Here is a 21343-nt window from a genome sequence, read left to right on the forward strand (position 1 = left end):
GGCAGACAGGCTCTATTCAGAGCCTTATGAAACACTGGAATGATTTTGGCGATGGCCGTGACGATGGAGTGATCCTCTGTCGGCGGTCGTCTGCACTGCTTTTGAAAGGTTTGAAACATGCGCGTTCTGATTGCTGAACACGACCACCCTGTGTATGCCCAACTGTTGCGTCAGGCAGCGCCTGATCTGGAAGTATTGACCAGCGGCGACTCCGCCGAACTGGCCCGTCAGGCCGCCGACTGTCAGGTTTGGCTCGGTCAGCCGGACCTGCTGGCGACGCTGTTGCGTCAGGGCCACACGCCTGCATGGTTGCAGTCGACCTGGGCCGGTATCACGCCGCTGCTGGCCGATGGCTTGCCACGGCACTATCGGCTGACTCGCGCGGTAGGGATTTTTGGTCAGGTCATGGCTGAATACGTGCTGACTTACATGCTCGGCCACGAGCGCGAAGTGTTGGCGCGGCTGGTCAGCCAGGTCGAGCGCAAATGGGACAATCGCCAGGGGCAAAGCCTGGCTGGACGAAAGGTGCTGATTGTCGGCACCGGTGATATCGGTCAGACAGTGGCGCAGTTTCTGCTGCCGTTTGGCGTCGAGTTATACGGCATCGCCAGCACTGCCCGGGAGCAGGCGCCCTTTGTCGAAGTCGGCGCGCTGAGCGATTTGCCGCGCCTGGTCGGTGAGGTGGATTACGTGATCAATCTGCTGCCGAATACCCCCAATACGCACGACCTGTATGACGCTGCCCTGTTCAAGCAGTTCAAGGCGACGGGGTTGTTCATCAACGTCGGACGCGGCGTTGCGGTGGTCGATGCGGATCTGGTGGAAGCCTTGAAGGAAGGGCATCTGGCCGGGGCTGTGATCGACGTCTGCCGTCAGGAACCACTGCCGCAACGTCATCCGTTCTGGACCGCGTGGGGCCTGCTGCTGACCGGCCACAGCTCGGCACCGACCTCGCCACCGGCGATGGTGAAGCTGTTTGTCGAGAACCTGCGGGCGTATCAGGCGGGTGAAGCGTTGCGTGGGGAAGTGGATTTCGCGCGCGGGTATTGAGGCGCAGCTGAAAAGGTCGCAGCCTGCGGCAGCTCCTACAGGGCTTTGTGAACACCTGTAGGGAGCTGCCGCAGGCTGCGATCTTTTGTTTTTACAGGGTGAAATTACCTTCAGCCGCCAACTCGCTCAGCGGACGACGCGGGCTTGGCTCTTCACGTGCTTGCAGGTACTCGGCCAGTGTCGCCTTGTCGCCCAGCTTGCCGATCGCCACGGCGGCGTGCAGCGCGTAGCCTTCAGGAATGTTCAGCTCCTTGCGGGTCAGCTCCTGATCGAAACCGGCCATGCCGTGGGTGTGCCAGCCGCTGATGCTCGCTTGCAACGCCAGGTGGCCCCAGGCGGAACCTGTGTCGAAGGTGTGCCACAGCGCCGGGGTTTCTTCGCTGGCGCCAGGTGCCACGAAGGTGGTTTTCGAGATCACGATCACCAGTGCCGAGGCGTGCTGCGCCCAGCTGCGGTTGAACTCGTTCAGCAGGCCCAGGTAACGCTCCCAGTTCGGCGTGTCGCGACGCGCATAGAGAAACCGCCAAGGCTGCGAGTTGTACGCCGATGGTGCCCAGCGGGCGGCTTCGAAGAAGCTCAGCAGGGTCTCTTCGGGAATGGTTTCACCGGTGAAGGCGCGGGGCGACCAGCGATCGGTGAACTGAGGGTGAATGGCGTAATCGGCAACGCGTGGATTAGCACTCATCAAGAGATTCCTTTACGTTTGAAAGTGGGGGGCGTCGAAAAACCGGCGGGTACAGTTGAGCTGAGCGCCAGTTTTTTTGAGCCAGCAGTTCACCTGAATGCAACGCGGTTGAGCGTTAATGGCACTTGGGGAGGGCTCCTTGCGACTGGCAAAGCTACTGGGTGGCGCAAAAACTGACAAGTGCCGTCGTACCGGCAGTCGCCAATGCTTGGCCCGCCGATGCCTTGGCACTAGACTGGCGGCCTTTTCACCACCTGATGTTGATGCTTGAGCCATGGCCGCCAAAGTCGAACCGTTCTGGATACGCAAAACCCTCGATCAACTGGATCAAGAGGAATGGGAATCGCTGTGCGACGGCTGTGGCCTGTGCTGCCTGCAAAAGCTCGAGGATGAAGACGACAACGCCGTCTACTACACGCGTATCGCCTGCAAACTGCTGGACCTCAAAACCTGTCAGTGCACCGATTACCCCAACCGTCGCGACTTTGTCCCCGATTGCATCCAGCTCACGCCGGGCAAGGCCGATGAGTTCAAATGGTTGCCGCCGACCTGCGGTTATCGACTGGTCAGCGAAGGCAAGGACCTGCCGCTCTGGCATCACCTGGTATGCGGTGATCGTGATGCGGTGCATCACGAACGTATTTCCCAGTCCGGGCGCATGCTCGCCGAAGGCAGCGTGGCCGAAGACGATTGGGAAGATCATCTGATTTTTCGCGCGGGTTAATTCCCGATGCCATTTAGTCTGTGGCGAGGGAGCTTGCCCCCGCTTGACCGGGCTGGCGCTCCAGTGCGCAGCACTCACAAAATCGGCGGTGATCACAAGAATTTTGGGCCGCTACGCAGCCCGGCGCGAGCAAGCTCGCTCGCCACAATAGGAGTGTGTATGGCGGTGGGAGTGCTCCGGGCGTTGGCTGTCGGGCTGCTGGCCCTGAGTTCGCCCGTGTGGGCGGCGAAGAAAGTCGATCTGGATTATCACGTGCGCCTGTTGCCGCAAAGCGATCAGGCCGAAGTGCGCCTGACCCTGGCCCAAGGCTCGGCAGTGCGCAGTCTGGATTTCGACTTGGGCGACGGCAGTCACTACAGTGATTTCAAGGCCGACGGCCAATGGCAGCTCACACCGGGCACGCAGGCCCGTGGTGTCTGGCGCCCGGCCGCCGACAAGGCCAGCCTGACCTACCGCGTGCGCATCAGCCACGGGCGCAAGAGCGGCAGCTTCGATACACGCATGACGCCAACGTGGGCGCTGATGCGTGGCGATGACCTGGTGCCCGCGGCGAAACTCGATCAGCAGGACGGTATCGAGTTGGTGTCACGCCTGGAATTCGAATTGCCCACCGGTTGGAAAAGCGTCGAAACCGCCTGGCCGCGGATCGGCAAAAACAAGTTCCGCATCGATAACGTCTCGCGCCTGTTCGACCGTCCCACTGGCTGGATGCTCGCCGGTAACCTCGGCAGCCGTCGCACGCGGTTGGGGGAAACCGAAGTCACCGTGGCCTCGCCCCAAGGCCAGGGGATGCGCCGCATGGATGTGCTGACGCTGCTGACGTTCGTGTGGCCGCAAGTGCAGGAAGTTTTTCCGCGTCACCCCAGCAAATTGCTGATCGTCGGCGCCAATGACCCGATGTGGCGTGGCAGCCTGGCCGCGCGGGAATCGATCTATCTCAATAGCCGCCTGCCGCTGGTCAGCGAAAGCGGCACCAGTGCCTTGATGCGTGAATTGGCTCAGGTGTTCGGGCGGATCAACGACAGCCAGCGCAGCGGCTGGATCAGCGAAGGGTTTGCCGAGTATTACGCCATCGAACTGGTGCGCCGTGCGGGCGGCATGAGTGATGAGCGGTATGAGAGCCTGCAGGGCAAGTTGGCCAAGGACAGCCAGAAGGTCACCACCTTGCGCGGGGAGCAGATCAACCCGGCGCAGGTGGCCAAAGCGGTGGTGTTGCTGCAGGAACTGGATCGCGAGATTCGCCTGAAGACTCGCAACAAGCGTTCGCTGGATGATGTATTGCGTGGGGCGATGCGTTTGGAGAGTGTCGATACCAAGGAATTCGTTCAGCTCAGTGAGAGCGTTATTGGCGAGTCTTCCAAGGTGCTTGATACCGGATTGCTTCAGTAATACCGCCTTCGCGGACAAGTCGGGTCGCGAAGAGGCCCTGAGCCTCACCGCAAATGCCGGATCAAACCCCGGCTTTCGGCGACTTCAAAGAATCATTCCCGGTCACGGTGGCGGTTTTGGTCGCCGCCTCGGCATTGGCCTTCAACCGACTCAACTCTTCCCCGGCACGCTCAATCCTGGCCCGAGCGTTAACCATGTCCTGACGGCTCTTTTCCAGAAAGCTTTTCGCCGAACTGTGCCCGGTAATACCCCGCGCCATCGCTACGCCGCCAATGGCCACTTGAATCAACCCGAACACACCACCGCGCCGCAGGCCTTTGCCGACCATCACCACGCCGCCGGCCAGGGAACCGATGCGCTCCCAACCCTGGACGTTCTGCGCGGGCTGAGTCTGGAACGGGGTGGATTCGATGCGCTCTACGCGTTTGAGGTCGCTCATGATCTGTCTCCAGGCTTCAAGAATGGATAATTAAGCTGACTGCCGAGGCGGTCGGCTCGTTCCATCGGATGTGCGGTGATTCAGCGGAATTTCGGGCCTGAGCGGGTGTTGTTGCCCTTGGCCATGCGGTCGTACAGCACCACGTTGACCGTGGCCGCCAGGTTCATGCAGCCGGTGGTCGGGATATAGACCACGTCTTCGCACCAGTCGCGGATCTCTTTATCCAGTGAACCGTCTTCGGGGCCGAAGATGTAGAGGGCGCGATCCGGGTGCGTGTATTCCGGCAGCGAGCGGGCGCCGTCGACCAGTTCTACCGCGACCGGTACACAGCCCAGCGGCAGGATTTTCTTCAGGTCATCGATGCCGATCAGCGGAATGTCGTAGTGGACTTTCTTGGTGTCGGTGACGAAGTCGGCGGCGCGCTCATAGCGCTTGCCGGTGTAAAACACCGACGCCACGCCATAGCAACCGGCGGCGCGCATCACCGAACCGACGTTCTCCGGTGATTTGGGGTTATACAAACCAATGCAGCTGTACCGTTTGTCTGCCACGAGCGGGGTGCCTTCGGGAAAAAAGCGCGATTATACGGGGATTGGGGGAGGGGTGTTCAGTTTGGAGATGATCGTACCCACGGAGCGTGGGAACGATCAGCAGACCTTCAGTCTTCTTTCTTCATCAGTCCGGCCAACGCCGCAAACGGGTTATGCGTCGCCTTGGCAATCTTTGGCGTACTCAGCGAGCCTTCGTCGAAATACTGCTGATCGGTGTAACGCGAATGCTCGTTGTCATGGCAATAACAGCACAACAGCTCCCAGTTCGAGCCGTCCTGCGGGTTGTTGTCGTGGTTGTGGTCGCGGTGGTGCACGGTCAGTTCGCTCAGGCGTTTGCCGGAGAACTCACGGGCGCAGCGGCCGCACACGTGCGGGTACATCTTCAGGGCCTTGTCGCGGTAACCCATTTCCTTGTCGCGCTGGTTGTCGGCGAGGATGCGGTCCAACTTTGAGGTGTTGGTTGGAGGCGTTGACGAACTCATGGGTTCACCTTTGTAAAAGACTAATGACGGTTATGTGTTGAAGTTTAGCCTAGCCCTTGAGCTTCTCGGCAATCCAGATGGTGTGGCGGGTGCCTTTGTTGCCGTGGGCGAAGACCTGCACTTCTTCGGCCTTGAAGCCGGCCTTTTTCAGCTTGTCGGAAAACTGCCGGTCAGCGCTGGCCGACCATACCGCCAGCACGCCCTTGGGTCGCAGGGCCTTGGCGCAGGCGCTCAGGCCACCGGCGGAGTACAGCCAGCTATTGGCTTTCTGGGTCAGGCCTTCGGGACCGTTGTCGACGTCGAGCATGATTGCGTCGAAACCCTGCGGCTCGGCTTGCAGCACCTTGGCCACGTCTTCCATGCGGATCACCGTACGCGGGTCGAGCAATGGGTTGCCGGCTTTTTCCCCCAACGGCCCACGGTTCCACTCCACCACGCCGGGCACCAGTTCGGCGACCACCACTTCAGCGGTCTTGCCCAAATGCTTGAGCGCCGAGGCGAGGGTGAAGCCCATGCCCAGGCCGCCGATCAATACCCGCGAATTCGGCCGGCCGGCGACCTTGCGGCAGGGGATTTGCGCCAGGGCATCTTCGGAGCCGTGCATGCGGGTGTTCATCAACTGCCCGCCATCGCCGCCCTGAATCTTGATGACGAAGTCCTCGCCGTATTCGAACAGGCACAGGGCACCGCCGTTTTCAGGAATGGGGGTGGTGTCGAGCAGAACGAAACGTTTCATGGGGCTCTCTTGAGGAGAAAATGACAGGCGGAAGAAGGCAAACGAGCGCAGTTGGGAGTAGCCTGCAATAGACCACAAGGCCAACGGAGCCATTGATGAAGCGCATCATTCTAACGGCCATTGCCTTGGCCGCGCTCTCGATAACTGCAGTGCAGGCCCAGGAGCAGCAAACCATCCCCACCGGCCCTACGCCGATACCCGGTTCGCCCGGCACTGCTACGCCGACGCCGTACCCGCAGATTACCCCGACCACTGTGCCCAAGACCGGCAACGGTGGGCCAACATTGTTGCCGCCGATCGAAATGCCCAACCCGCCCAAGGACCAGACCTTGCCGGGCCTTGAGCCGAGCACGACGAAAATCAAAACGCCGGGCGGATAGTGTCTAGATCTGCTGCGAGAGCAGTTGCCCGTCGGCCATGCGCAAGCGTTTGGAGAGGGAGACGGCGAGGGCGCGGATGATCTTGGCGGCGATTTTCGGCGCCTCGTTGAGCATCTTTTCCAGGGAGTCCTTGCCCAGGTTGAGCAACTGGCAGTTGCTCGCGGCCACACAACTGGCTGAGCGCCGTTCGCCGTCGAGCACGGCCATTTCGCCGAACGCCCGACCGCTGCGCAAGGTGGCCATGGTCACCCGTTGCCCTTCGCTGTTGGTCTTCTGCACCGCAACCTGGCCGGTGTGGATGATGCACATGAAACTGCCGGCATCGCCCTCATGGAAGATCTCTTCACCTTCGGCGATGGTGCTGATGCTGAAGTAACCCGAAGCCGCCACGAAGTCGGCCGGCAGCAGTTGATCGAACAGGCCGCAGTCCATCAGCCAGTCGCGAATTTCTTTGTTCAGTAAGGTCGGTTCTGACATGTCGTCACGGTCTTTTTCTTGTGTCTGTTGCTGTTCCAGGCGCGCCCGGCGTCTGGTGTTAAGACCGGGACGCCGGGCCAAGTTCCTCAGGCAATGCCCAAAACCTTCAAAACAAATGCGTATTCGAGGGCTACGTCACGTAATCCCTGGTAGCGACCGCTCATCCCGCCATGCCCGGCGCCCAATTCAGTCTTGAGCAGCAGGGGATTGGTGTCGGTTTTGGTCGCGCGCAATTTCGCCACCCACTTGGCCGCTTCCCAGTACTGCACGCGACTGTCGTTGTAGCCGGCGATCACCAGCGTTGCCGGATAGGCTTGCGCGGTGACGTTTTCATACGGGGCGTAGGCCTTGATCCGATCATAGACGTCTGGCTCTTGCGGGTTGCCCCATTCGTCGTATTCGGTGACGGTCAGCGGCAACTCTGGGTCGAGCATGGTGTTGAGCACGTCGACGAACGGCACTTCGGCTATTGCCGCACCGAACAGCTCCGGCCGCTGATTGAGCACCGCGCCGATCAGCAGGCCACCGGCGCTGCCGCCACTGATTGCCAGCTGCGATGAGGTGGTGAAACCGTTGGCGATCAGGTGTTCGGCGCAGGCGATGAAGTCGCTGAAAGTGTTGTGCTTGTGTTCCTGCTTGCCGGCGCGATACCAGGCTTCACCCAATTCACCGCCGCCGCGAACATGCGCGATGGCAAACGCCATGCCGCGATCCAGCAGGCTCAGGCGGGCGTGGGAGAACCACGGGTCGAGGCTTTCGCCGTAAGCGCCATATCCGTACAGATAAAGTGGCGTCGGTTTACCGAGGAATTCGCGTTTGACCACCAGGCTGATCGGCACTTGTGTACCGTCCGTCGCCGTGGCCCAAAGCCGCTGGCTGACGTACGCGTCGGCGTCGAACGGGCCGAGCACCGGGGTTTCCTTGAGGACTTTCTGCTCGCCGGTGGCCAGGATCAGTTGACGGATTTGCGCCGGACGGTTCAAGGCCTCGTAGCGCAGACGGATTCTGTCGCTGACAAATTCCAGGCTGTTCTGCACATGCAGGCTGTAGGCCGCATCCGGTAATTGCACGCGATACGGCGCCAGGCCTTGTGGGCGGACTTCAATGATCGGCAGGCCGCCTTCACGCAGGCTTAAGGTCATGGCCTCGGCGTTCAGGCTCATGCCATCGATCATCACCGCGTCGCTGTGGGGGATCAGGTTCTGCCAGTCGGCTTCGGTCGGCGCGACGCCGGTGTCGGCGGCCTGGTACAGGGCAAAGTTGATGCCGTCGCGGTTGGTGCGGATCAGCCATGTCCACTCGCCATCGAGTTTGCCGTGGTCGACATCGTACTCATGGTCTTCGACCCGTGGTGCCAGGCAGGTAAAGGCCTGATGGGGCAGTGAGGCGTCGAGCACCCAGACTTCGCTGGTGGTCTTGCTGCCCAGCGACAGCAGCAATTGCCGTTCGGAACTTGAGCGGTAGCAATGCAGGAAGAATCGGCCGTCCGGTTCATGGAACACTTCTTCGGCGGCGGTGCCGTCCAGCCGATAGCGGAACAGCTTGTGTGGGCGATGGGTGTCGTCGAGTTCACCGAAGAACAGCGTCAGGCTGTCATTGGCCCAGGTCATGCTGCCGTCGCAGTCCTGGAATTCCAGTTCGCTGACGCGGCCGCTGGACAACTCCTTCACGAACAGCGTGTAAACCTCCTCGCCACTGGAATCGATGCTGTAGGCCAGGCGCTGGTGGTCCGGGCTGACGCTGAACGCGCCCAGGGAAAAGAAACCGCCCTTGGCCAGCACGTTCGGATCGAGCAGCAGGAGTTCCTGGCTTTCGTCGATGTGCAGGCTGCCATCGGTCGGACGTGGGCAGCGGTAATGACGGGCGTATTCGTCGCCGGCCGTGGTGCGGGTGTAATACAGGTACGGGCCCCAGGGCGAGGGCAGCGACAGATCGGTTTCGAGAATCCGCCCCTTGATCTCTTCGAACAGGATTTCGCGCAGCCCGGCCTGATCGGCGGTTTGCGCCTCCTGATAGCGGTTTTCAGCTTTCAAGTAATCGAGCACTGCGTCGGTGTCGCGCTCCTGCAGCCAGGCATACGGGTCATCGCCGTCGGCCTTGTGGGCAATGGGCGCGTCGGAAACGTTGGCGGATAGGGGCATGAAGGACTCTCGAACGTTGTACGAAATTGGGGGATCGCAGACGGCGGGGCAGCCTGAAGTGCGAAAAGTCGTTACTATAAGCGCCTCTTTGCCTGCCTTGCCATGGACACCATGACCGAGAACGACTATCTGATCGCTTGGGGCCTCTACGCCTTTGCCGCTTTAGGCTGCCTGTTGGTGTGGATGCGCATCACCCGCTGGATGTGGCGTTGGCTGCGTGAGCCGCTGCGGCTGCTGATGGCAGTGTTGCTGTTCAGCCCGACCATCATTGACCCGGTGAAGGAAAAGGTCGCCCCGGCCATTGCCATTACTGTGCTGGATCTGCTGTTCAAGGTCGGCAACAACGCCTGGCGGGCGATTTCCGACCTGTTCATGTACAGCATGATTGCCTTCGGCCTTTACCTGGTTCTCGTGGCGATCCGTTTCCCCATCGAGCGCGCGTCCAAGGCTCGCAAGGAGCGGGCAGAGGCGGCCAAGGCTGCAGCGCGCACCGACGAACCCGAAGGCGATCAACCGTTCGGCGGTGCCGGCGATGATCGTTACGGTCGGCCACCGGTGCCGAGCAACCCGCAGCGACTGCGGGTCGAGCCGCGTCTGTAACTGTGCCCCTGCCTTTCATCGAGAGTCCGAGCATGTGTGAGTTATTGGGCATGAGCGCCAATGTCCCGACCGATATCGTGTTCAGCTTCACCGGGCTGATGCAGCGCGGCGGCCGCACCGGACCGCACCGTGACGGTTGGGGCATCGCTTTCTATGAAGGCCGTGGCTTACGCCTGTTCCAGGACCCGGCGGCGAGCAGCGAGTCGGAAGTGGCGAACCTGGTGCAGCGCTATCCGATCAAGAGCGAAGTGGTGATCGGCCACATCCGCCAGGCCAATGTCGGCAAGGTCTGCCTGTCCAACACCCATCCGTTTGTGCGCGAGTTGTGGGGGCGCAACTGGTGTTTCGCCCACAATGGCCAGTTGGCCGACTTCAACCCGACCGCCAGTTTCTACCGCCCCGTCGGCGATACCGACAGCGAAGCGGCATTCTGCGATTTGCTCAACCGGGTGCGTGCTGCGTTCCCTGAGCCGGTAGAGATCGAAGAACTGCTGCCGGACCTGGTGGCCGCTTGCGCCGAGTACCGCAGCAAAGGCGTGTTCAACTGCTTGCTCAGCGACGGCGACTGGCTGTTCTGCTACTGCTCGACCAAACTGGCGCAAATCACTCGCCGTGCCCCGTTCGGCCCGGCACGCTTGAAGGACGTCGATGTGATCGTCGACTTCCAGGCCGAAACCACGCCCAACGACGTGGTCACGGTGATCGCGACCGAACCCTTGACCGAAAACGAAACCTGGACCCGCTACGAACCGGGCCAATGGAGCCTCTGGCGACGCGGTGAATGCGTCAGCCAGGGCAATACCGAATAAGGATCTCTCCCCCCATGTTGCTCAGTTATCTACGGCTGGTGTTGTTTGCGGCAGGCCTGTTGATCGGCGTCCAGGTGCCTGGGTTCATCAGTGACTATGCCAAGCGGGTCGAGGCGCATCTGATCGAGGCGCAGAGCGGTTTGAGCGGTTTTCAGGGCACTGCCAATCAGTTTTTCAAGGGCGACATGCAGGCGTTGGTGGCCCATTACCGTGCCAGCGAAGACCCGATCTTTCGCAGCGATGCCGACAGCCTGAGCGCCTTGCTCACCCGTCAACTGGCCCTCGACAAGCAATTCCAGGCCATGCAGGGCCCGTGGTACATCCGCTTCCTGCAAGTGGTGCTGGCGGCCGACCCGGATATTCGCAAGGAAACCTGGAACGGCTACAGCTACCAGATCCTGCTGACGCCGGAAGCGATGATCTGGGGCATGAGCGGCGCGTTGCTGCTGTCGTTCGGCATTGAATGCCTGTTCCGACTGATCGACTGGGTGGTGCTGGGCGGCAAGCGCCTGCGCCAGAGCCGGCCGATCGAAGAGCGGGATTTGCGCGGGTTGTAACACTGGAGCCGACTTGCTGGCGATTGCCGCGAGATCGCATCGCTGGCAAGCCGGCTCCTGTTTTTACCAATCGACCGAGTAGCTCATGCTCAGCGTGCGGCCTTCGGCATTGGCGTACGGCGCTCTGGCGTTGGCTTGGGTGAACAGGTTCTGGTACGTGCGATTGGTCAGGTTGTACACGCCGCCTTCAAGACGACCGACCGGCAGTTGCACGGAGCCGAGCAGGTCCACCAGCGTATAACCTTCGATGTCGCGTCCATTGTCGTCCTTGGCGGCGGCATCGTAATTGGCCAAACGCATGCCTTGCAGGCGCAGGCTGTAGTCGTCTTCGGTGTAGCCGACGAACAGTGTGGTCTTGGCGGGTGAGATGCGTGTGGCCGGCAGATCGATCCATTTGCCGTTCTGCTCGGTCTCGCCTTTGGCCCAGGCATAAGTGCCACCCACCGACCAGTGATCGGTCGCGCGGTAGGTCAGGCTGTTTTCGATGCCGCGAACTCGCTCTTTCTGGTTGATCAGGCGCAATACTCGATCATTGGCATCGTAGAACTGGGTCACGTCCGAGGTGTTTTCGTACACGGTGACGTCGGCTTGCCACTGGTCCCAATTGCCACGCCAGCCCAACTCGTAACTGTCGACCTTGATGGCCTGGGCGTTAAGACTCTGGATGTCGAAGGTGCTGCTGACGTCACGCATGAAGCGCTGGATATCCGGCAGCGAAAACCCCTGGCTGTAATTGGCGAAGACGTCCTGGTTTTCACTCAGGTGGTAGACCGCCCCCAGGTTGTACAGCGTGGCGTCGTATTTGAGGGTGTCACCGGGCAGCGTTGCGCGTATGCCGGTCTGGACGATCTGACCGTAGGCGATGCTGTCGGAGACGTCGCTTTCGATCCATTCACGGCGCACTCCGCCACGCAAGGTCCAGTCTCCGATGTCCCAGGACATCTGCCCGAACAGCGATTTGGTGGTGGTTTCGATGTCCGGGCCCAGCTCGTAGGTGGTGCCGGTCTTGGTGTAGTTCAGGCCATTGAGCGTGTATTGATCACCTCGTTGACGGGAGCGCTCATTGTCATAGTCGGCGCCCCAGACCAGATTGCCCGTGGCGCTTCCGATCGCCGGCAGCGGCGTGTCGATGGCCGCGCGCAGGCCGTAGACGTCCTGCACACTGTTGTTGTTGGAGATCCCGGCTCTGCCTCGCGACAGGTCCGGAAAGAACAGTGCATCGGCGCGGCGCCAGTAGCTTTCCAGTTGCAGGCCCTGACCGTAGAAGTCCTTGTCGGTGTAGTTGAGATTGACCGCCTGGTTATGGGTATAGGGTTGGTCGTCGAGTTTCAGCCCTTTGACGGCCACCGCTTGCTGCGAGTTTTTCGGGTCTTTGGTGTAGCCGGTGTCCTGCTGGTCCTTGTAGTCCTGCAGCGACAGGCTGATTTTCTTGTCGGCATCCAGTTCGTAACCGAAACGACCTTGCAGGTCATAGGTTTCGGTATCCATGTTGCTGCCCTGGGAGGTGTCCTGGGGGATGCGGTTGCCGTTGCCGTCGAACTGGTCGTTGCGCTGGGTCAGGTCGGCGGACACATACCAGTCCAACGCATCCTTGCGCCCGGTGGCACTCTGGAAAGCTTCGTAGGCGAAGCCTTTTCTATTGAGGTTGTTACCGCTGGTCAGGCCCAGTTTGCTGCTGTAGGCAATGTCCTGGCCCTGATTGCGCTTGGTGATGATGTTGATGATGCCGCCTGAAGCACCGGCCCCGTAAATGCTGCTGGCGCCGGAGATCACTTCGATGCGTTCGATGCTGGCCGGGGCGATGCTGTTGAGCTGGCGGAAGTTGTCACGGGTGGCGTTCTGCGACACGCCGTCGATCAACACCAGCATGTTGCGCCCGCGCAGGGTCTGGCCGAAGTTGCTCATCCCGCCGCTGGATGGCGCAATACCCGGGACCAATTGCCCGAGGATGTCGGAGACCCGGCGACCCGCGCCGCTCTGCTCACGGACTTGCTGCTCGTCGATCACCTGGACCGAGCCCGGAATCGAAGCGATGCTCGCTTCGCTGCGAGTCGCGGAGACGACGGTGGCTTGCATGTTCAAGGTGCCGGGCTGCTGTTCGGTGTCCTCGGCCCAGGCCTGGGCGCTGAAGGTGCCAAGTAGCGGGATCAGCAGGGAGAGTTTGGTTCGGGTCATGACGTGGTCTTTTTTAGTTGTGATAAGTGTGGGGCGATAAGGTCGAGCGGTCAGGCGTGGCGTTGAACGACCGCACCCAGCGGATGCCGATGGCGGCTATGGCGTAGGTCAGTGCCACCAGCCAGAAACTGTGGGCCAGGCCCACCAGGCCCATGCCGATACCGCCAAGGACGACACCGAGCAGAGCACCAGCCTTTGCCGCACTGTTACCGAGGCCGAGCGCGAAGCCCTGCTGGGTGATGGAAACGGTGTTGGCGATCAGGGCATAGGCGACGGGCAGCAGGGCGCCTTGCCAGATGCCCCAGACGAGTCGGCTGACGAGAAAGCCCAGCCATTCATTGGCCAATGCCGTGGCCGCCAGCGTCAGGGCACATAACCAGGCCACGCCTTCGATGACGCGCAGGGTGTAGGCCGGCTGCCAGCGGTCGAACAGGCGTCCCCACAGCGGGGCGGAAATGGCCAGGGTCGCGGCGCTCGCCGCGTAGGTGGCGCCGATCAGCCAGCTTGGGGCATGCAGAATGTTCGCGACATATAGGGCGTAGAACGACTGCGGCATCATCTTCGCCGCCTGAATCAACACGATCACCAACAGGATTCCACTGAGCCAGCCTTTGGGCAGGGCCACCGGCTCAACAGGTTTTTTCTTCGCGGTTCGCGCCTTGTCGGCCGGCAGGAAAAAACTCCCCAGTGCGCACAGCAGGCAAATCACCGTCGCGCCATAACACAGCAAGGCAAACCCCGAGACGTCCATCAGCCAGCCACCCAGCACCGGGCCGATCAACGAGCCGACGGCGGTTGCCGATTGCAGGCGGGCCAGGGTGTGACCCCGTCTGGCACCGTCGCAGCAGGCCAAGGCATAGGCTTGCGCGGCCGCGAGAAAACCGGCCAACGCGCCTTGCATCACGCGAATACCCACCAGCAGCCACGGGTCGAGAGTGATGGCCGCCAAGCCTTGGCACAGCGCGAGGGCCAGCAACGCCCGAACAATCATCGGTTTGTGCCCGGTGCGATCCCCCAGCCGACCCCACAGGGGGGTCAGCAGCATGGCCGCCAGCATCGGGCCGGCATAGACCATCGCCGATAACAGCGCGGTGTAGCCGGCGCCTTCGGGCCCGAGCAGATGCTGGATCTGCAAGGGCCAGAACGGGCCGCTCATCTCCATGGCGCCCATGGAGACAAACTGGATGACGATCAGCAGTCGCAAGGCGCGACCGTCAGCGAGCATGGGTGTTGGGTCGCAGCGGGTTACTCAGGCGTCCGACGATGTCGGCATGACTGTCGAGCAAGCGCATGCGCATGAACGATTTGGCGGGCCAATCCTGTTCCAGCAAGGCCTGGCGTTCGCTTTCCCAGCGTGCCGGTTCAACGCGCTCGCGCAAGGTCTCGAAGCACTGTGCAACGCGCGCTGCCAATCGCTCCCACAGGATATTTTCCGGCACATTCCAGTGGCGGGCACAAAGCAACGTCAGCTCACCGAGGTGGCACATGAAGGTGGTGTGCAGGAGTTTGTCGCGGACAAAGCCTGCGTCGTCATACAGGGTCATTTTCGGATCGTGCAGCTGGATATCCAGACCCTTGGCGTGCAGGGTTTTGCGATCGATACGAACGTCGCCGAAATCACGCAACAGCAGCCGATTCAGCTGCCCGTCAGCGCCCATCACCATGAAACTGTTTTGCTGGTGCGCTTCGAACGCCACGCCGTACATCAGATAGATGCCCAGCAGACTTGGTACGGCAATCGACAGGTAATCATCGAAGAACGTCAGCATGGCCTCGCTGTCGTCCCGGCCTTGAGCCAGTCTGACCCAATCACGCAGCAACGGTTGTTCGAATTCGTTGACGGCGAACAGGCTGCCGACCGGCACCGCCAACTCGCCTGCTTGCAGCAGGGTCAGCGGGTTGTCGCGATACAGCACGCCAGCATGCCGGGAGCGTTCGTCATCGGCCGGCAGTGGTGCGTAATGCACACCGATGCGCTCTGGAACGATGTTCAGCAGGCGTTGAATCTGCGGTTCCTGATCGAGGATATCCAATACCAGTTGGCTGATGCGCGGACCCATCCGGGCCGAGCGCGGCGACACGGTGCGCTGCACGCTGGTCAGGCGCAAAGCCACCGGCAGTTTGACCATCGGTGCCGTGCGACTGGCCTGCGGCAGGACCGTGCGGAAGGACATGGTCGGGTGGCCGGTAAACGCCACGATGTCAGTGACGATCAGCAGGTTGTCGGCGATCTCGTTGGCGAATGAATGTGGCAGCTCTTCATGGGCTTGCCATGGGTGCGACGGCAGCGGGAGGTAGTCCTTTGCGTCCAGGCCCAGCTGCTGCAAATGGCGTTGCAATTGCTCGGCGGCTTGTGGGAAGTGACCTTGCCACCAATCCCAGTAGTCCGTGGTGCCAGCCAGCGCTTCAACATGTGCGTACTGGCGGTGCAGGGCGCACAGCACGATCGGAAAACTCGCTTCGAATTCTGGCGAGAAAGCGATGACCTGAGCGGCGCTCAAGCCCAGTTTGGTCTTGTAGTTCGGGTGCCACGGATGGCCGAGAGTCCCCCACTGTTCGAGCAGCGATGTAGGGTTCTGGTGGCAGGGGCTGGCTTTGAGCCAGGCGAGCAGATTGTCATCGTATCCGGTGTCGATCTGCTCTCTCAGGCGCTCGGTCCATCCGTGGTGAAACGCCAGGCACAGGGTGTCGTTGCTGAAGCTGTCATCCAGCTCCCGGGCCAGACGTTCCAGTACCTGCGGGGAGGCTGGCGGATTGAGCTGAGTGCTGAGGTGAGCGAGCAGTTCGCTGGGCAACTGGATTTTGTGCGGCAGTTTGTCGGGGGTGTGCAGGACGATGCTGCCGCGTACGTCCCAGCTGTTCATTCTGCTGCTGGACAAATGCTCGAAGCAAAGGTGCGCGCCATCGCCAAGCGGCAGCCAGCAGCGGCTAGTGTCGTCGTATTCGCAGGTGTCGGGATCAATCAGCTCTTCACGGAACAGCGCCTGGATCAGGCGTTGGAAACAGCGCTGGGCGGCGGGCTCCAGGGCATTGCTCAAATGATCGAGCGTGATGCGGTGGGACTGGAAAGCCTGAGTACCGAGAGCTTCGCTCCAGTGAGCGAGCAATTGCTGCTGTTGTTGCGTGTAATCGCGCATCAGGTCCGACTCCTTCTGGACAATTGATTCTGAAAGCGCGCAAAGAATACCGTTTTGAAAAATTAATGCAAATGATAGTGGTTCATATTTACACTTAGGAAAATGCCTTTCAGGCTCTGGCCTGCGGTTTGCTCAAGACGATGTAGTGCTCGCCCACTTTCTGCGCATAACACTCCACGACTTGCTGACACAGCGCCACGATTTCTTCGACCCACTCCACACCCACCCGCCACGACACCACCACCGGCAAATTCGCTGGTCGCTGATCGATGGCCAGCAAGGTCAACTCTCCCCGGGCCAATTCCTCGGCCACCAGCACGGGCGACAGTGCGCCTATACCGAAACCGTCCCGCAGCAATCGGGTAATCGCCGACACCGAGTTCACGCAGTTCAGCCGTGGCGCCATGACCCCGTTGGCCTGCATCAGGCTCAAGATGTCCTGGTGCGGACGGGAGTTTTTCGAATAGGTGATGATCCGCTCCCGTGCCAGGTCGGCGACACCTGAATACTCACGGTTGTAGATGGAATTGCTGGCCACGATCCAGCCCATCGGATGACTGGCCAGCTCCAGGCTGCGCACGCTTTCCTGGCGCAGCAGGTCGGTTTGCAGGATCAGATCGAGAAAGCCTTTTTGCAGCTGATCGCAGAGGTTGAGCGCGGTATCGGCCACCAGCTCGATTTCCACCAGCGGATAGTGATCCATCATCTGTGCCACCAACGGGCTGAGCCAGGTGTGGATCACCGTGTCCATGACGCCGATCCGCACCCGCCCGGCCTTGCTCGAACGCGTTTCGATCGACTGCTTGAGCGACTGCATCGTCTCCATCATCTGCTCGGCATATTCGAGCACTTTCAGGCCTTCGGGGGTCAGGCTCACGCCGCGGGAGTCGCGCAGAAACAGCTTCACCCCAAGCTCGCTTTCGAGCACGGCGATGCGGCTGGAAATCGACGCCTGGGTGGTGAAGAGCTTGTCCGCCGTCAGGCGAAAACTCTTGAGTCGGGCGACCCAGACAAACGTCTCGAGAAACTTCAGGTTCATGGGGTCAGCTCGTGAATAAAGTTTTTCTTATGTCTAGGGCGGGGTTTTATTAGTTGGACGCAGCGGGGCCAACCGCCCAAAAATCAGGCCATCCGGTTCCCACGATAGGCGTCGTCGGGGCTCAGAACAATACCAATAAAATATGCACGGAGATTTTGCCATGAGTGCGCCCGACACCCTCGACATCCCCAAAACCACGGCTCGCCCGGGACCTTTCGACTGGTACCGCAACATCAACAAACAGGAGCGTCGCACGTTCTGGAGCTGCAAGATCGGCTATGGCCTGGACGGCATGGACACCCAGATGCTCAGCTTCGTGGTACCGACCCTGATTGCCATGTGGGGCATCACCACCGGCCAGGCCGGGCTGATCCACACCAGCACCCTGATCGCCTCGGCCATCGGTGGTTGGGTGGCGGGGATTCTCTCCGACCGCATCGGTCGGGTGCGTACCTTGCAACTGACGGTGCTGTGGTTTGCGTTCTTCACTTTCCTCTGCGGCTTCGCCCAGAACTACGAGCAACTGTTGATCAGCCGCACGTTGATGGGCTTCGGTTTCGGTGGTGAATGGACCGCTGGCGCGGTGCTGATGGGCGAAGTAATTCGCGCCAAGGACCGTGGCAAAGCCGTCGGCATGGTGCAATCGGGTTGGGCATTGGGTTGGGGGCTGACAGCCATTCTGTATGCGCTGCTGTTCTCGGTGTTGCCGCCAGAAGACGCCTGGCGTGCGCTGTTCATTCTTGGCATCGTGCCGGCGATTTTCGTGATCTTCGTCCGTCGCCTGGTCAAGGACCCGGAAATCTACCGCGAAGCCAAAGCCAGGCAAGAGCCAAGCAACCCGGCGAAGTTCTACGAGATTTTCGCCCCCGGCATCCTCTTCACCACGATTCGCGCGTCGATACTGACCACCGGCGCACTCGGCGGTTACTACGCGATCACCTCCTGGCTGCCGACGTTTCTGAAGAACGAGCGGGGCTTGAGCGTACTCGGCACGGGCGGTTATCTGGCGATGGTGATCATCGGGTCTTACGTCGGTTATGTAATCAGCGCGTATCTGACTGACATCCTTGGTCGTAAAAAGAACTTCATTCTGTTTGCCGTCGGCTCGTTCACCATTGTTTTGCTGTACACCCAATTGCCGGTCAGCAACGGCGTGATGCTCTGGCTGGGCTTCCCCTTGGGCTTCTTCGCTTCGGGGATTTTCAGCGGCATGGGTTCGTTTCTGACCGAGTTGTTTCCAACGCGGATTCGCGGCTCGGGCCAGGGTTTTTGCTACAACATCGGTCGGGCACTGGCGGCGTTGTTTCCGCTGCTGATCGGCTTGCTCAGTCAGAAGGTGCCATTGAGCGTGGGAATCGGGGCTTTCGCGGCGGTGTCCTACGGGGTGGTGATCCTGGCGGCGCTCAGCTTGCCGGAAACCTGTGGTAAACAACTCGACGCCGAATAACCGAATGTCCGGTAACTGATAATCTGAGGGGCAGATGCCCTTCAGCTAAAAAGACAAAAGCCTACAGGAGTGTTCACCGTGAACCGCCTGCTATTGAACTGCGACATCGGCGAGAGTTTCGGCAACTGGACCATGGGTCTGGACGCCGAGGTCATGCCCTTCATCGACTGCGCCAACATCGCCTGCGGTTTCCATGCCGGCGACCCGAGCATCATGCGCAAGACCGTCAGCCTGGCCCTGAGCAACGGCGTGCAGATCGGCGCGCATCCGGCCTATCAGGATCTGGTCGGTTTCGGCCGCCGCTCCATGGCGTATACCGCCCAGGAACTGCAGGACCTGTTGCACTACCAGATCGGTGCCCTCGACGGCATTTGCCGGGCTCAGGGCGGGCGGGTGAGTTACGTCAAACCTCACGGCGCGATGTACAACGACATGATGGCCAACCCGGCGCAATTGCGCGCGGTGATCCAGGCCGTGGCGGCCTATGACCGGACGCTGCCGCTGATGCTGATGGCCACTCGCGACAACAGTGCCGCCCAGCAGTTGGGCGACGAATACGGCGTGACCCTGTGGTTTGAAGCCTTCGCCGATCGCGCTTACGACAGCGTCGGAATGCTGGTCTCGCGGCAACTGCCGGGGGCGGTGCATCACGATCCCGAGAAAATCATCGAACAGGCGCTGATCATTGCCCGCGGTGACAACCTCACGGCCAACGATGGCAGCGCCTTGCACTTGCAGGCCAATACCTTGTGCGTACACGGTGACAACGCCAGTTCGGTGGCCGCCGTGCGGCGCATTCGCGAGGCCTTGAATCAGCAGAGCGCATCATGAAACCACGGGTGGAAGTGGTGGCGCTCGATTGCCTGATGGTGCGCCTGTTCGATGAAATTGCCGAGGCCAACATGCCGTGGATGCTGGCTGCCAGTGAGCGTTTGCGAGAAGCATTCGCCAGCCATTTGATCGATCTGGTGCCGTCCTACACAACGTTGATGGTGCATTACGATCTGATGGCATTGAACCCGGCCCAGGCCCGGGAGTTGATCGCTCAAGCCCTGATCGATCTGACGCCCAACGCTCGGGCCAAGGGTAAATGCCATGTGCTGCCGGTCTGGTATGACTTGAGCGTTGGGCCGGAGTTGAACCTGTTGTCCCAGCGTAGCGGCTTGGCGGTGAATGAAGTGATCCGCCGTCACAGCGAACACGAGTATCAGGTGTTCGCGTTGGGCTTCGCGCCGGGGTTCGCGTTCATGGGGTTGGTGGAAGAAGTGTTGGCCGCACCGCGTCTGAGTACCCCGCGCAAAAAAGTCGCCGCCGGCAGTGTCGGCATCGCCGAACGCCAGACGGCGGCTTATCCGGTAGTGTCCCCCGGCGGCTGGAACCTGATCGGTCGCACACCGGCCAAATTGTTCGACCGTGAACGCGACGGCTACAGCTTGATGCAACCGGGCGACACGGTGCGCTTCGAGGCGGTCAGTCATGCCGAGTTCATCAACCTGGGCGGTGACGACACGCCGTTGGAGACCTTGGCATGAGCCGACTGACGATTGAAGCAAGTACACCGCTTTGCCTGTTGCAGGACGCCGGGCGATTTGGTGTGCGGCATCTGGGCGTGACCCAGGGCGGCGGGCTGGATTGGCGGTCGATGTCGTGGGCCAACTGGTTGCTGGGCAATGGGCTGGATGCATCGGTGATCGAAATCACCCTCGGCGGGTTCAGTGTGGTGGCCGAGGACGATTGCTTGCTGGCATTGGCTGGTGCCGATCTTGGGGCGCAGATTGATGGCCAGCCCCTGGCGCCGTGGCGCAGTTTCAAACTGGGCAAAGGTCAACGATTGCAATTCACGCAACCGTTGCTTGGCGCTCGGGCGTACCTCGCGGCACCAGGCGGGTTTGATGCGCCGAAGGTGCTGGGCAGCACTGCGACTGTGGTGCGTGAGGAACTCGGCGGCCTCGACGGCATGGGCCGGGCGTTGGCCAAGGGATCGTCGTTGAAGTACTCCACCGAGGCGCCGCTGCTGGTACGGGAACTGCCTCGCGAGCACGTTCCGGATTTCAACCTCGATACGCCGCTGGACCTGGTGCTTGGTGCGCAAATCGGTGAATTCAGCGGGCAGAGTCTGTTTGACGCATTCAACAGCGCCTGGACCCTCGACAGTCGCGCCGATCGCATGGGCATTCGTCTGTTGGGAGCGGCATTGCAGTATCAGGGCAAGCCGATGATTTCCGAAGGCATCCCGCTGGGGGCGGTCCAGGTGCCGCCGGATGGGCAGCCGATTGTGCTGCTCAATGACCGGCAGACCATTGGCGGTTATCCGCGGTTGGGGGCGTTGACACCGTTGGCGTTGGCGCGGCTGGCGCAGTGTCTGCCGGGGGCGACGGTGCGGTTGAAACCGGTGGTGCAGGACGTCGCGCATCGCGAACAAGTCGAGTATTTGCGCCGGTTTGTTAACCGTTAAAAGCTTCGCGGGCAAGCCTCGCTCCTACAGGTTCAATGCATGACGCACGAACACCGAAACCTGTAGGAGC

22 protein-coding genes are annotated in these 21343 nt (G+C 61.0%); 11 read left to right on the plus strand and 11 right to left on the minus strand.

Translation table 11 applies throughout. The features are described 5' to 3' along the window. The first annotated feature begins 117 nt into the window (after positions 1–117). Positions 118–1050 carry a D-2-hydroxyacid dehydrogenase gene (locus AC1DQM_RS18370; protein ID WP_018926763.1) on the plus strand — a complete coding sequence of 311 codons (933 nt, stop codon included), beginning with the start codon at positions 118–120 and terminating at the stop codon, positions 1048–1050. Between the two features lie 91 nt (positions 1051–1141). Here AC1DQM_RS18370 and AC1DQM_RS18375 read toward each other — a convergent pair whose 3' ends face one another. Then, entirely contained in the window at positions 1142–1735 is a 594-nt protein-coding gene (locus AC1DQM_RS18375) for a nitroreductase family protein (protein ID WP_007942200.1), read from the minus strand. A gap of 274 nt (positions 1736–2009) precedes the next feature. On the opposite strand from AC1DQM_RS18375, the gene AC1DQM_RS18380 reads away from it, so the two are divergent. Next, positions 2010–2459, plus strand: coding sequence for a YcgN family cysteine cluster protein (locus AC1DQM_RS18380; RefSeq protein ID WP_007942199.1), 450 nt, complete (start codon positions 2010–2012; stop codon positions 2457–2459). 159 nt (positions 2460–2618) lie between these two features. Then, on the plus strand, positions 2619–3848 hold the full coding sequence (locus AC1DQM_RS18385) for a hypothetical protein (RefSeq protein ID WP_477746637.1): 1230 nt from the start codon (positions 2619–2621) through the stop codon (positions 3846–3848). A gap of 61 nt (positions 3849–3909) precedes the next feature. On the opposite strand, the gene AC1DQM_RS18390 is transcribed toward AC1DQM_RS18385, so the two are convergent. The 4 genes from AC1DQM_RS18390 to AC1DQM_RS18405 form a co-directional block, all read right to left on the minus strand. After that, positions 3910–4287, minus strand: coding sequence for a YgaP family membrane protein (locus tag AC1DQM_RS18390; protein WP_018926761.1), 378 nt, complete (start codon positions 4285–4287; stop codon positions 3910–3912). A gap of 80 nt (positions 4288–4367) precedes the next feature. Then, a complete protein-coding gene (locus tag AC1DQM_RS18395; RefSeq protein WP_007942196.1) occupies positions 4368–4838 on the minus strand; it encodes an RNA methyltransferase in 471 nt (156 codons plus the stop codon). Positions 4839–4945: 107 nt separating this feature from the next. Continuing rightward, on the minus strand, positions 4946–5320 hold the full coding sequence (locus AC1DQM_RS18400; RefSeq protein ID WP_477746638.1) for a YajD family HNH nuclease: 375 nt from the start codon (positions 5318–5320) through the stop codon (positions 4946–4948). 49 nt (positions 5321–5369) lie between these two features. Continuing rightward, the gene (locus AC1DQM_RS18405; RefSeq protein WP_018926760.1) at positions 5370–6056 is read right to left on the minus strand and encodes a spermidine synthase; all 687 of its coding nucleotides are present in this window, start codon (positions 6054–6056) and stop codon (positions 5370–5372) included. 95 nt (positions 6057–6151) lie between these two features. On the opposite strand from AC1DQM_RS18405, the gene AC1DQM_RS18410 reads away from it, so the two are divergent. After that, positions 6152–6436 carry a hypothetical protein gene (locus tag AC1DQM_RS18410; RefSeq protein ID WP_477746639.1) on the plus strand — a complete coding sequence of 95 codons (285 nt, stop codon included), beginning with the start codon at positions 6152–6154 and terminating at the stop codon, positions 6434–6436. A gap of 3 nt (positions 6437–6439) precedes the next feature. Here AC1DQM_RS18410 and AC1DQM_RS18415 read toward each other — a convergent pair whose 3' ends face one another. Further along, the gene (locus tag AC1DQM_RS18415; RefSeq protein WP_019648005.1) at positions 6440–6913 is read right to left on the minus strand and encodes a cyclic nucleotide-binding domain-containing protein; all 474 of its coding nucleotides are present in this window, start codon (positions 6911–6913) and stop codon (positions 6440–6442) included. Between the two features lie 86 nt (positions 6914–6999). Next, entirely contained in the window at positions 7000–9054 is a 2055-nt protein-coding gene (locus AC1DQM_RS18420; RefSeq protein WP_477746640.1) for a S9 family peptidase, read from the minus strand. 102 nt (positions 9055–9156) lie between these two features. On the opposite strand from AC1DQM_RS18420, the gene AC1DQM_RS18425 reads away from it, so the two are divergent. Genes AC1DQM_RS18425 through AC1DQM_RS18435 form a run of 3 tightly spaced genes read left to right on the plus strand, consistent with a single transcriptional unit; the run spans position 9157 to position 11020 of the window. Continuing rightward, on the plus strand, positions 9157–9654 hold the full coding sequence (locus tag AC1DQM_RS18425) for a hypothetical protein (protein ID WP_026286473.1): 498 nt from the start codon (positions 9157–9159) through the stop codon (positions 9652–9654). A gap of 32 nt (positions 9655–9686) precedes the next feature. After that, positions 9687–10463 carry a class II glutamine amidotransferase gene (locus AC1DQM_RS18430; RefSeq protein WP_018926755.1) on the plus strand — a complete coding sequence of 259 codons (777 nt, stop codon included), beginning with the start codon at positions 9687–9689 and terminating at the stop codon, positions 10461–10463. A 14-nt stretch (positions 10464–10477) separates the two neighbouring features. After that, positions 10478–11020, plus strand: a complete 543-nt coding sequence (locus AC1DQM_RS18435; RefSeq protein ID WP_018926754.1) for a DUF2937 family protein — start codon at positions 10478–10480, stop codon at positions 11018–11020. A gap of 63 nt (positions 11021–11083) precedes the next feature. On the opposite strand, the gene AC1DQM_RS18440 is transcribed toward AC1DQM_RS18435, so the two are convergent. From AC1DQM_RS18440 to AC1DQM_RS18455, 4 genes are all read right to left on the minus strand, one after another. Continuing rightward, positions 11084–13195, minus strand: coding sequence for a TonB-dependent receptor (locus AC1DQM_RS18440; RefSeq protein ID WP_018926753.1), 2112 nt, complete (start codon positions 13193–13195; stop codon positions 11084–11086). Positions 13196–13208: 13 nt separating this feature from the next. Then, a complete protein-coding gene (locus AC1DQM_RS18445) occupies positions 13209–14420 on the minus strand; it encodes an MFS transporter (protein WP_064619677.1) in 1212 nt (403 codons plus the stop codon). Then, positions 14410–16332 carry an IucA/IucC family protein gene (locus AC1DQM_RS18450; RefSeq protein ID WP_477746641.1) on the minus strand — a complete coding sequence of 641 codons (1923 nt, stop codon included), beginning with the start codon at positions 16330–16332 and terminating at the stop codon, positions 14410–14412. Before AC1DQM_RS18450 ends, AC1DQM_RS18445 begins: the two co-directional genes overlap by 11 nt. Positions 16333–16441: 109 nt before the next feature. After that, positions 16442–17371 carry a LysR family transcriptional regulator gene (locus AC1DQM_RS18455; protein WP_018926750.1) on the minus strand — a complete coding sequence of 310 codons (930 nt, stop codon included), beginning with the start codon at positions 17369–17371 and terminating at the stop codon, positions 16442–16444. Between the two features lie 160 nt (positions 17372–17531). Between AC1DQM_RS18455 and AC1DQM_RS18460 the strand changes: the two genes are divergently transcribed. From AC1DQM_RS18460 to AC1DQM_RS18475, 4 genes are all read left to right on the plus strand, one after another. Further along, a complete protein-coding gene (locus AC1DQM_RS18460) occupies positions 17532–18818 on the plus strand; it encodes an MFS transporter (RefSeq protein ID WP_064619666.1) in 1287 nt (428 codons plus the stop codon). Positions 18819–18896: 78 nt separating this feature from the next. Further along, the gene (locus AC1DQM_RS18465) at positions 18897–19649 is read left to right on the plus strand and encodes a 5-oxoprolinase subunit PxpA (RefSeq protein ID WP_477746642.1); all 753 of its coding nucleotides are present in this window, start codon (positions 18897–18899) and stop codon (positions 19647–19649) included. Beyond that, positions 19646–20350, plus strand: coding sequence for a 5-oxoprolinase subunit PxpB (gene pxpB, locus AC1DQM_RS18470; protein ID WP_018926747.1), 705 nt, complete (start codon positions 19646–19648; stop codon positions 20348–20350). The genes AC1DQM_RS18465 and pxpB overlap by 4 nt, the downstream gene beginning before the upstream one ends. After that, positions 20347–21273, plus strand: a complete 927-nt coding sequence (locus tag AC1DQM_RS18475) for a 5-oxoprolinase subunit C family protein (protein ID WP_477746643.1) — start codon at positions 20347–20349, stop codon at positions 21271–21273. The genes pxpB and AC1DQM_RS18475 overlap by 4 nt, the downstream gene beginning before the upstream one ends. Positions 21274–21343 lie beyond the last annotated feature (70 nt).

This window comes from Pseudomonas sp. 01L34 (assembly GCF_056400265.1).

Excerpts from the sequence above, each read along its gene's own strand:
- AC1DQM_RS18415 (WP_019648005.1), bottom strand. The coding sequence starts at position 6,913 with ATGTCAGAACCGACCTTACTGAACAAAGAAATTCGCGACTGGCTGATG.
- AC1DQM_RS18430 (WP_018926755.1), top strand. The coding sequence starts at position 9,687 with ATGTGTGAGTTATTGGGCATGAGCGCCAATGTCCCGACCGATATCGTG.
- AC1DQM_RS18425 (WP_026286473.1), top strand. The coding sequence starts at position 9,157 with ATGGACACCATGACCGAGAACGACTATCTGATCGCTTGGGGCCTCTAC.
- AC1DQM_RS18445 (WP_064619677.1), bottom strand. The coding sequence starts at position 14,420 with ATGCTCGCTGACGGTCGCGCCTTGCGACTGCTGATCGTCATCCAGTTT.
- AC1DQM_RS18370 (WP_018926763.1), top strand. The coding sequence starts at position 118 with ATGCGCGTTCTGATTGCTGAACACGACCACCCTGTGTATGCCCAACTG.
- AC1DQM_RS18385 (WP_477746637.1), top strand. The coding sequence starts at position 2,619 with ATGGCGGTGGGAGTGCTCCGGGCGTTGGCTGTCGGGCTGCTGGCCCTG.
- AC1DQM_RS18450 (WP_477746641.1), bottom strand. The coding sequence starts at position 16,332 with ATGCGCGATTACACGCAACAACAGCAGCAATTGCTCGCTCACTGGAGC.
- AC1DQM_RS18380 (WP_007942199.1), top strand. The coding sequence starts at position 2,010 with ATGGCCGCCAAAGTCGAACCGTTCTGGATACGCAAAACCCTCGATCAA.
- AC1DQM_RS18475 (WP_477746643.1), top strand. The coding sequence starts at position 20,347 with ATGAGCCGACTGACGATTGAAGCAAGTACACCGCTTTGCCTGTTGCAG.
- AC1DQM_RS18420 (WP_477746640.1), bottom strand. The coding sequence starts at position 9,054 with ATGCCCCTATCCGCCAACGTTTCCGACGCGCCCATTGCCCACAAGGCC.
- AC1DQM_RS18390 (WP_018926761.1), bottom strand. The coding sequence starts at position 4,287 with ATGAGCGACCTCAAACGCGTAGAGCGCATCGAATCCACCCCGTTCCAG.
- AC1DQM_RS18440 (WP_018926753.1), bottom strand. The coding sequence starts at position 13,195 with ATGACCCGAACCAAACTCTCCCTGCTGATCCCGCTACTTGGCACCTTC.
- AC1DQM_RS18405 (WP_018926760.1), bottom strand. The coding sequence starts at position 6,056 with ATGAAACGTTTCGTTCTGCTCGACACCACCCCCATTCCTGAAAACGGC.
- pxpB (WP_018926747.1), top strand. The coding sequence starts at position 19,646 with ATGAAACCACGGGTGGAAGTGGTGGCGCTCGATTGCCTGATGGTGCGC.
- AC1DQM_RS18375 (WP_007942200.1), bottom strand. The coding sequence starts at position 1,735 with ATGAGTGCTAATCCACGCGTTGCCGATTACGCCATTCACCCTCAGTTC.
- AC1DQM_RS18410 (WP_477746639.1), top strand. The coding sequence starts at position 6,152 with ATGAAGCGCATCATTCTAACGGCCATTGCCTTGGCCGCGCTCTCGATA.
- AC1DQM_RS18400 (WP_477746638.1), bottom strand. The coding sequence starts at position 5,320 with ATGAGTTCGTCAACGCCTCCAACCAACACCTCAAAGTTGGACCGCATC.
- AC1DQM_RS18435 (WP_018926754.1), top strand. The coding sequence starts at position 10,478 with ATGTTGCTCAGTTATCTACGGCTGGTGTTGTTTGCGGCAGGCCTGTTG.
- AC1DQM_RS18460 (WP_064619666.1), top strand. The coding sequence starts at position 17,532 with ATGAGTGCGCCCGACACCCTCGACATCCCCAAAACCACGGCTCGCCCG.
- AC1DQM_RS18455 (WP_018926750.1), bottom strand. The coding sequence starts at position 17,371 with ATGAACCTGAAGTTTCTCGAGACGTTTGTCTGGGTCGCCCGACTCAAG.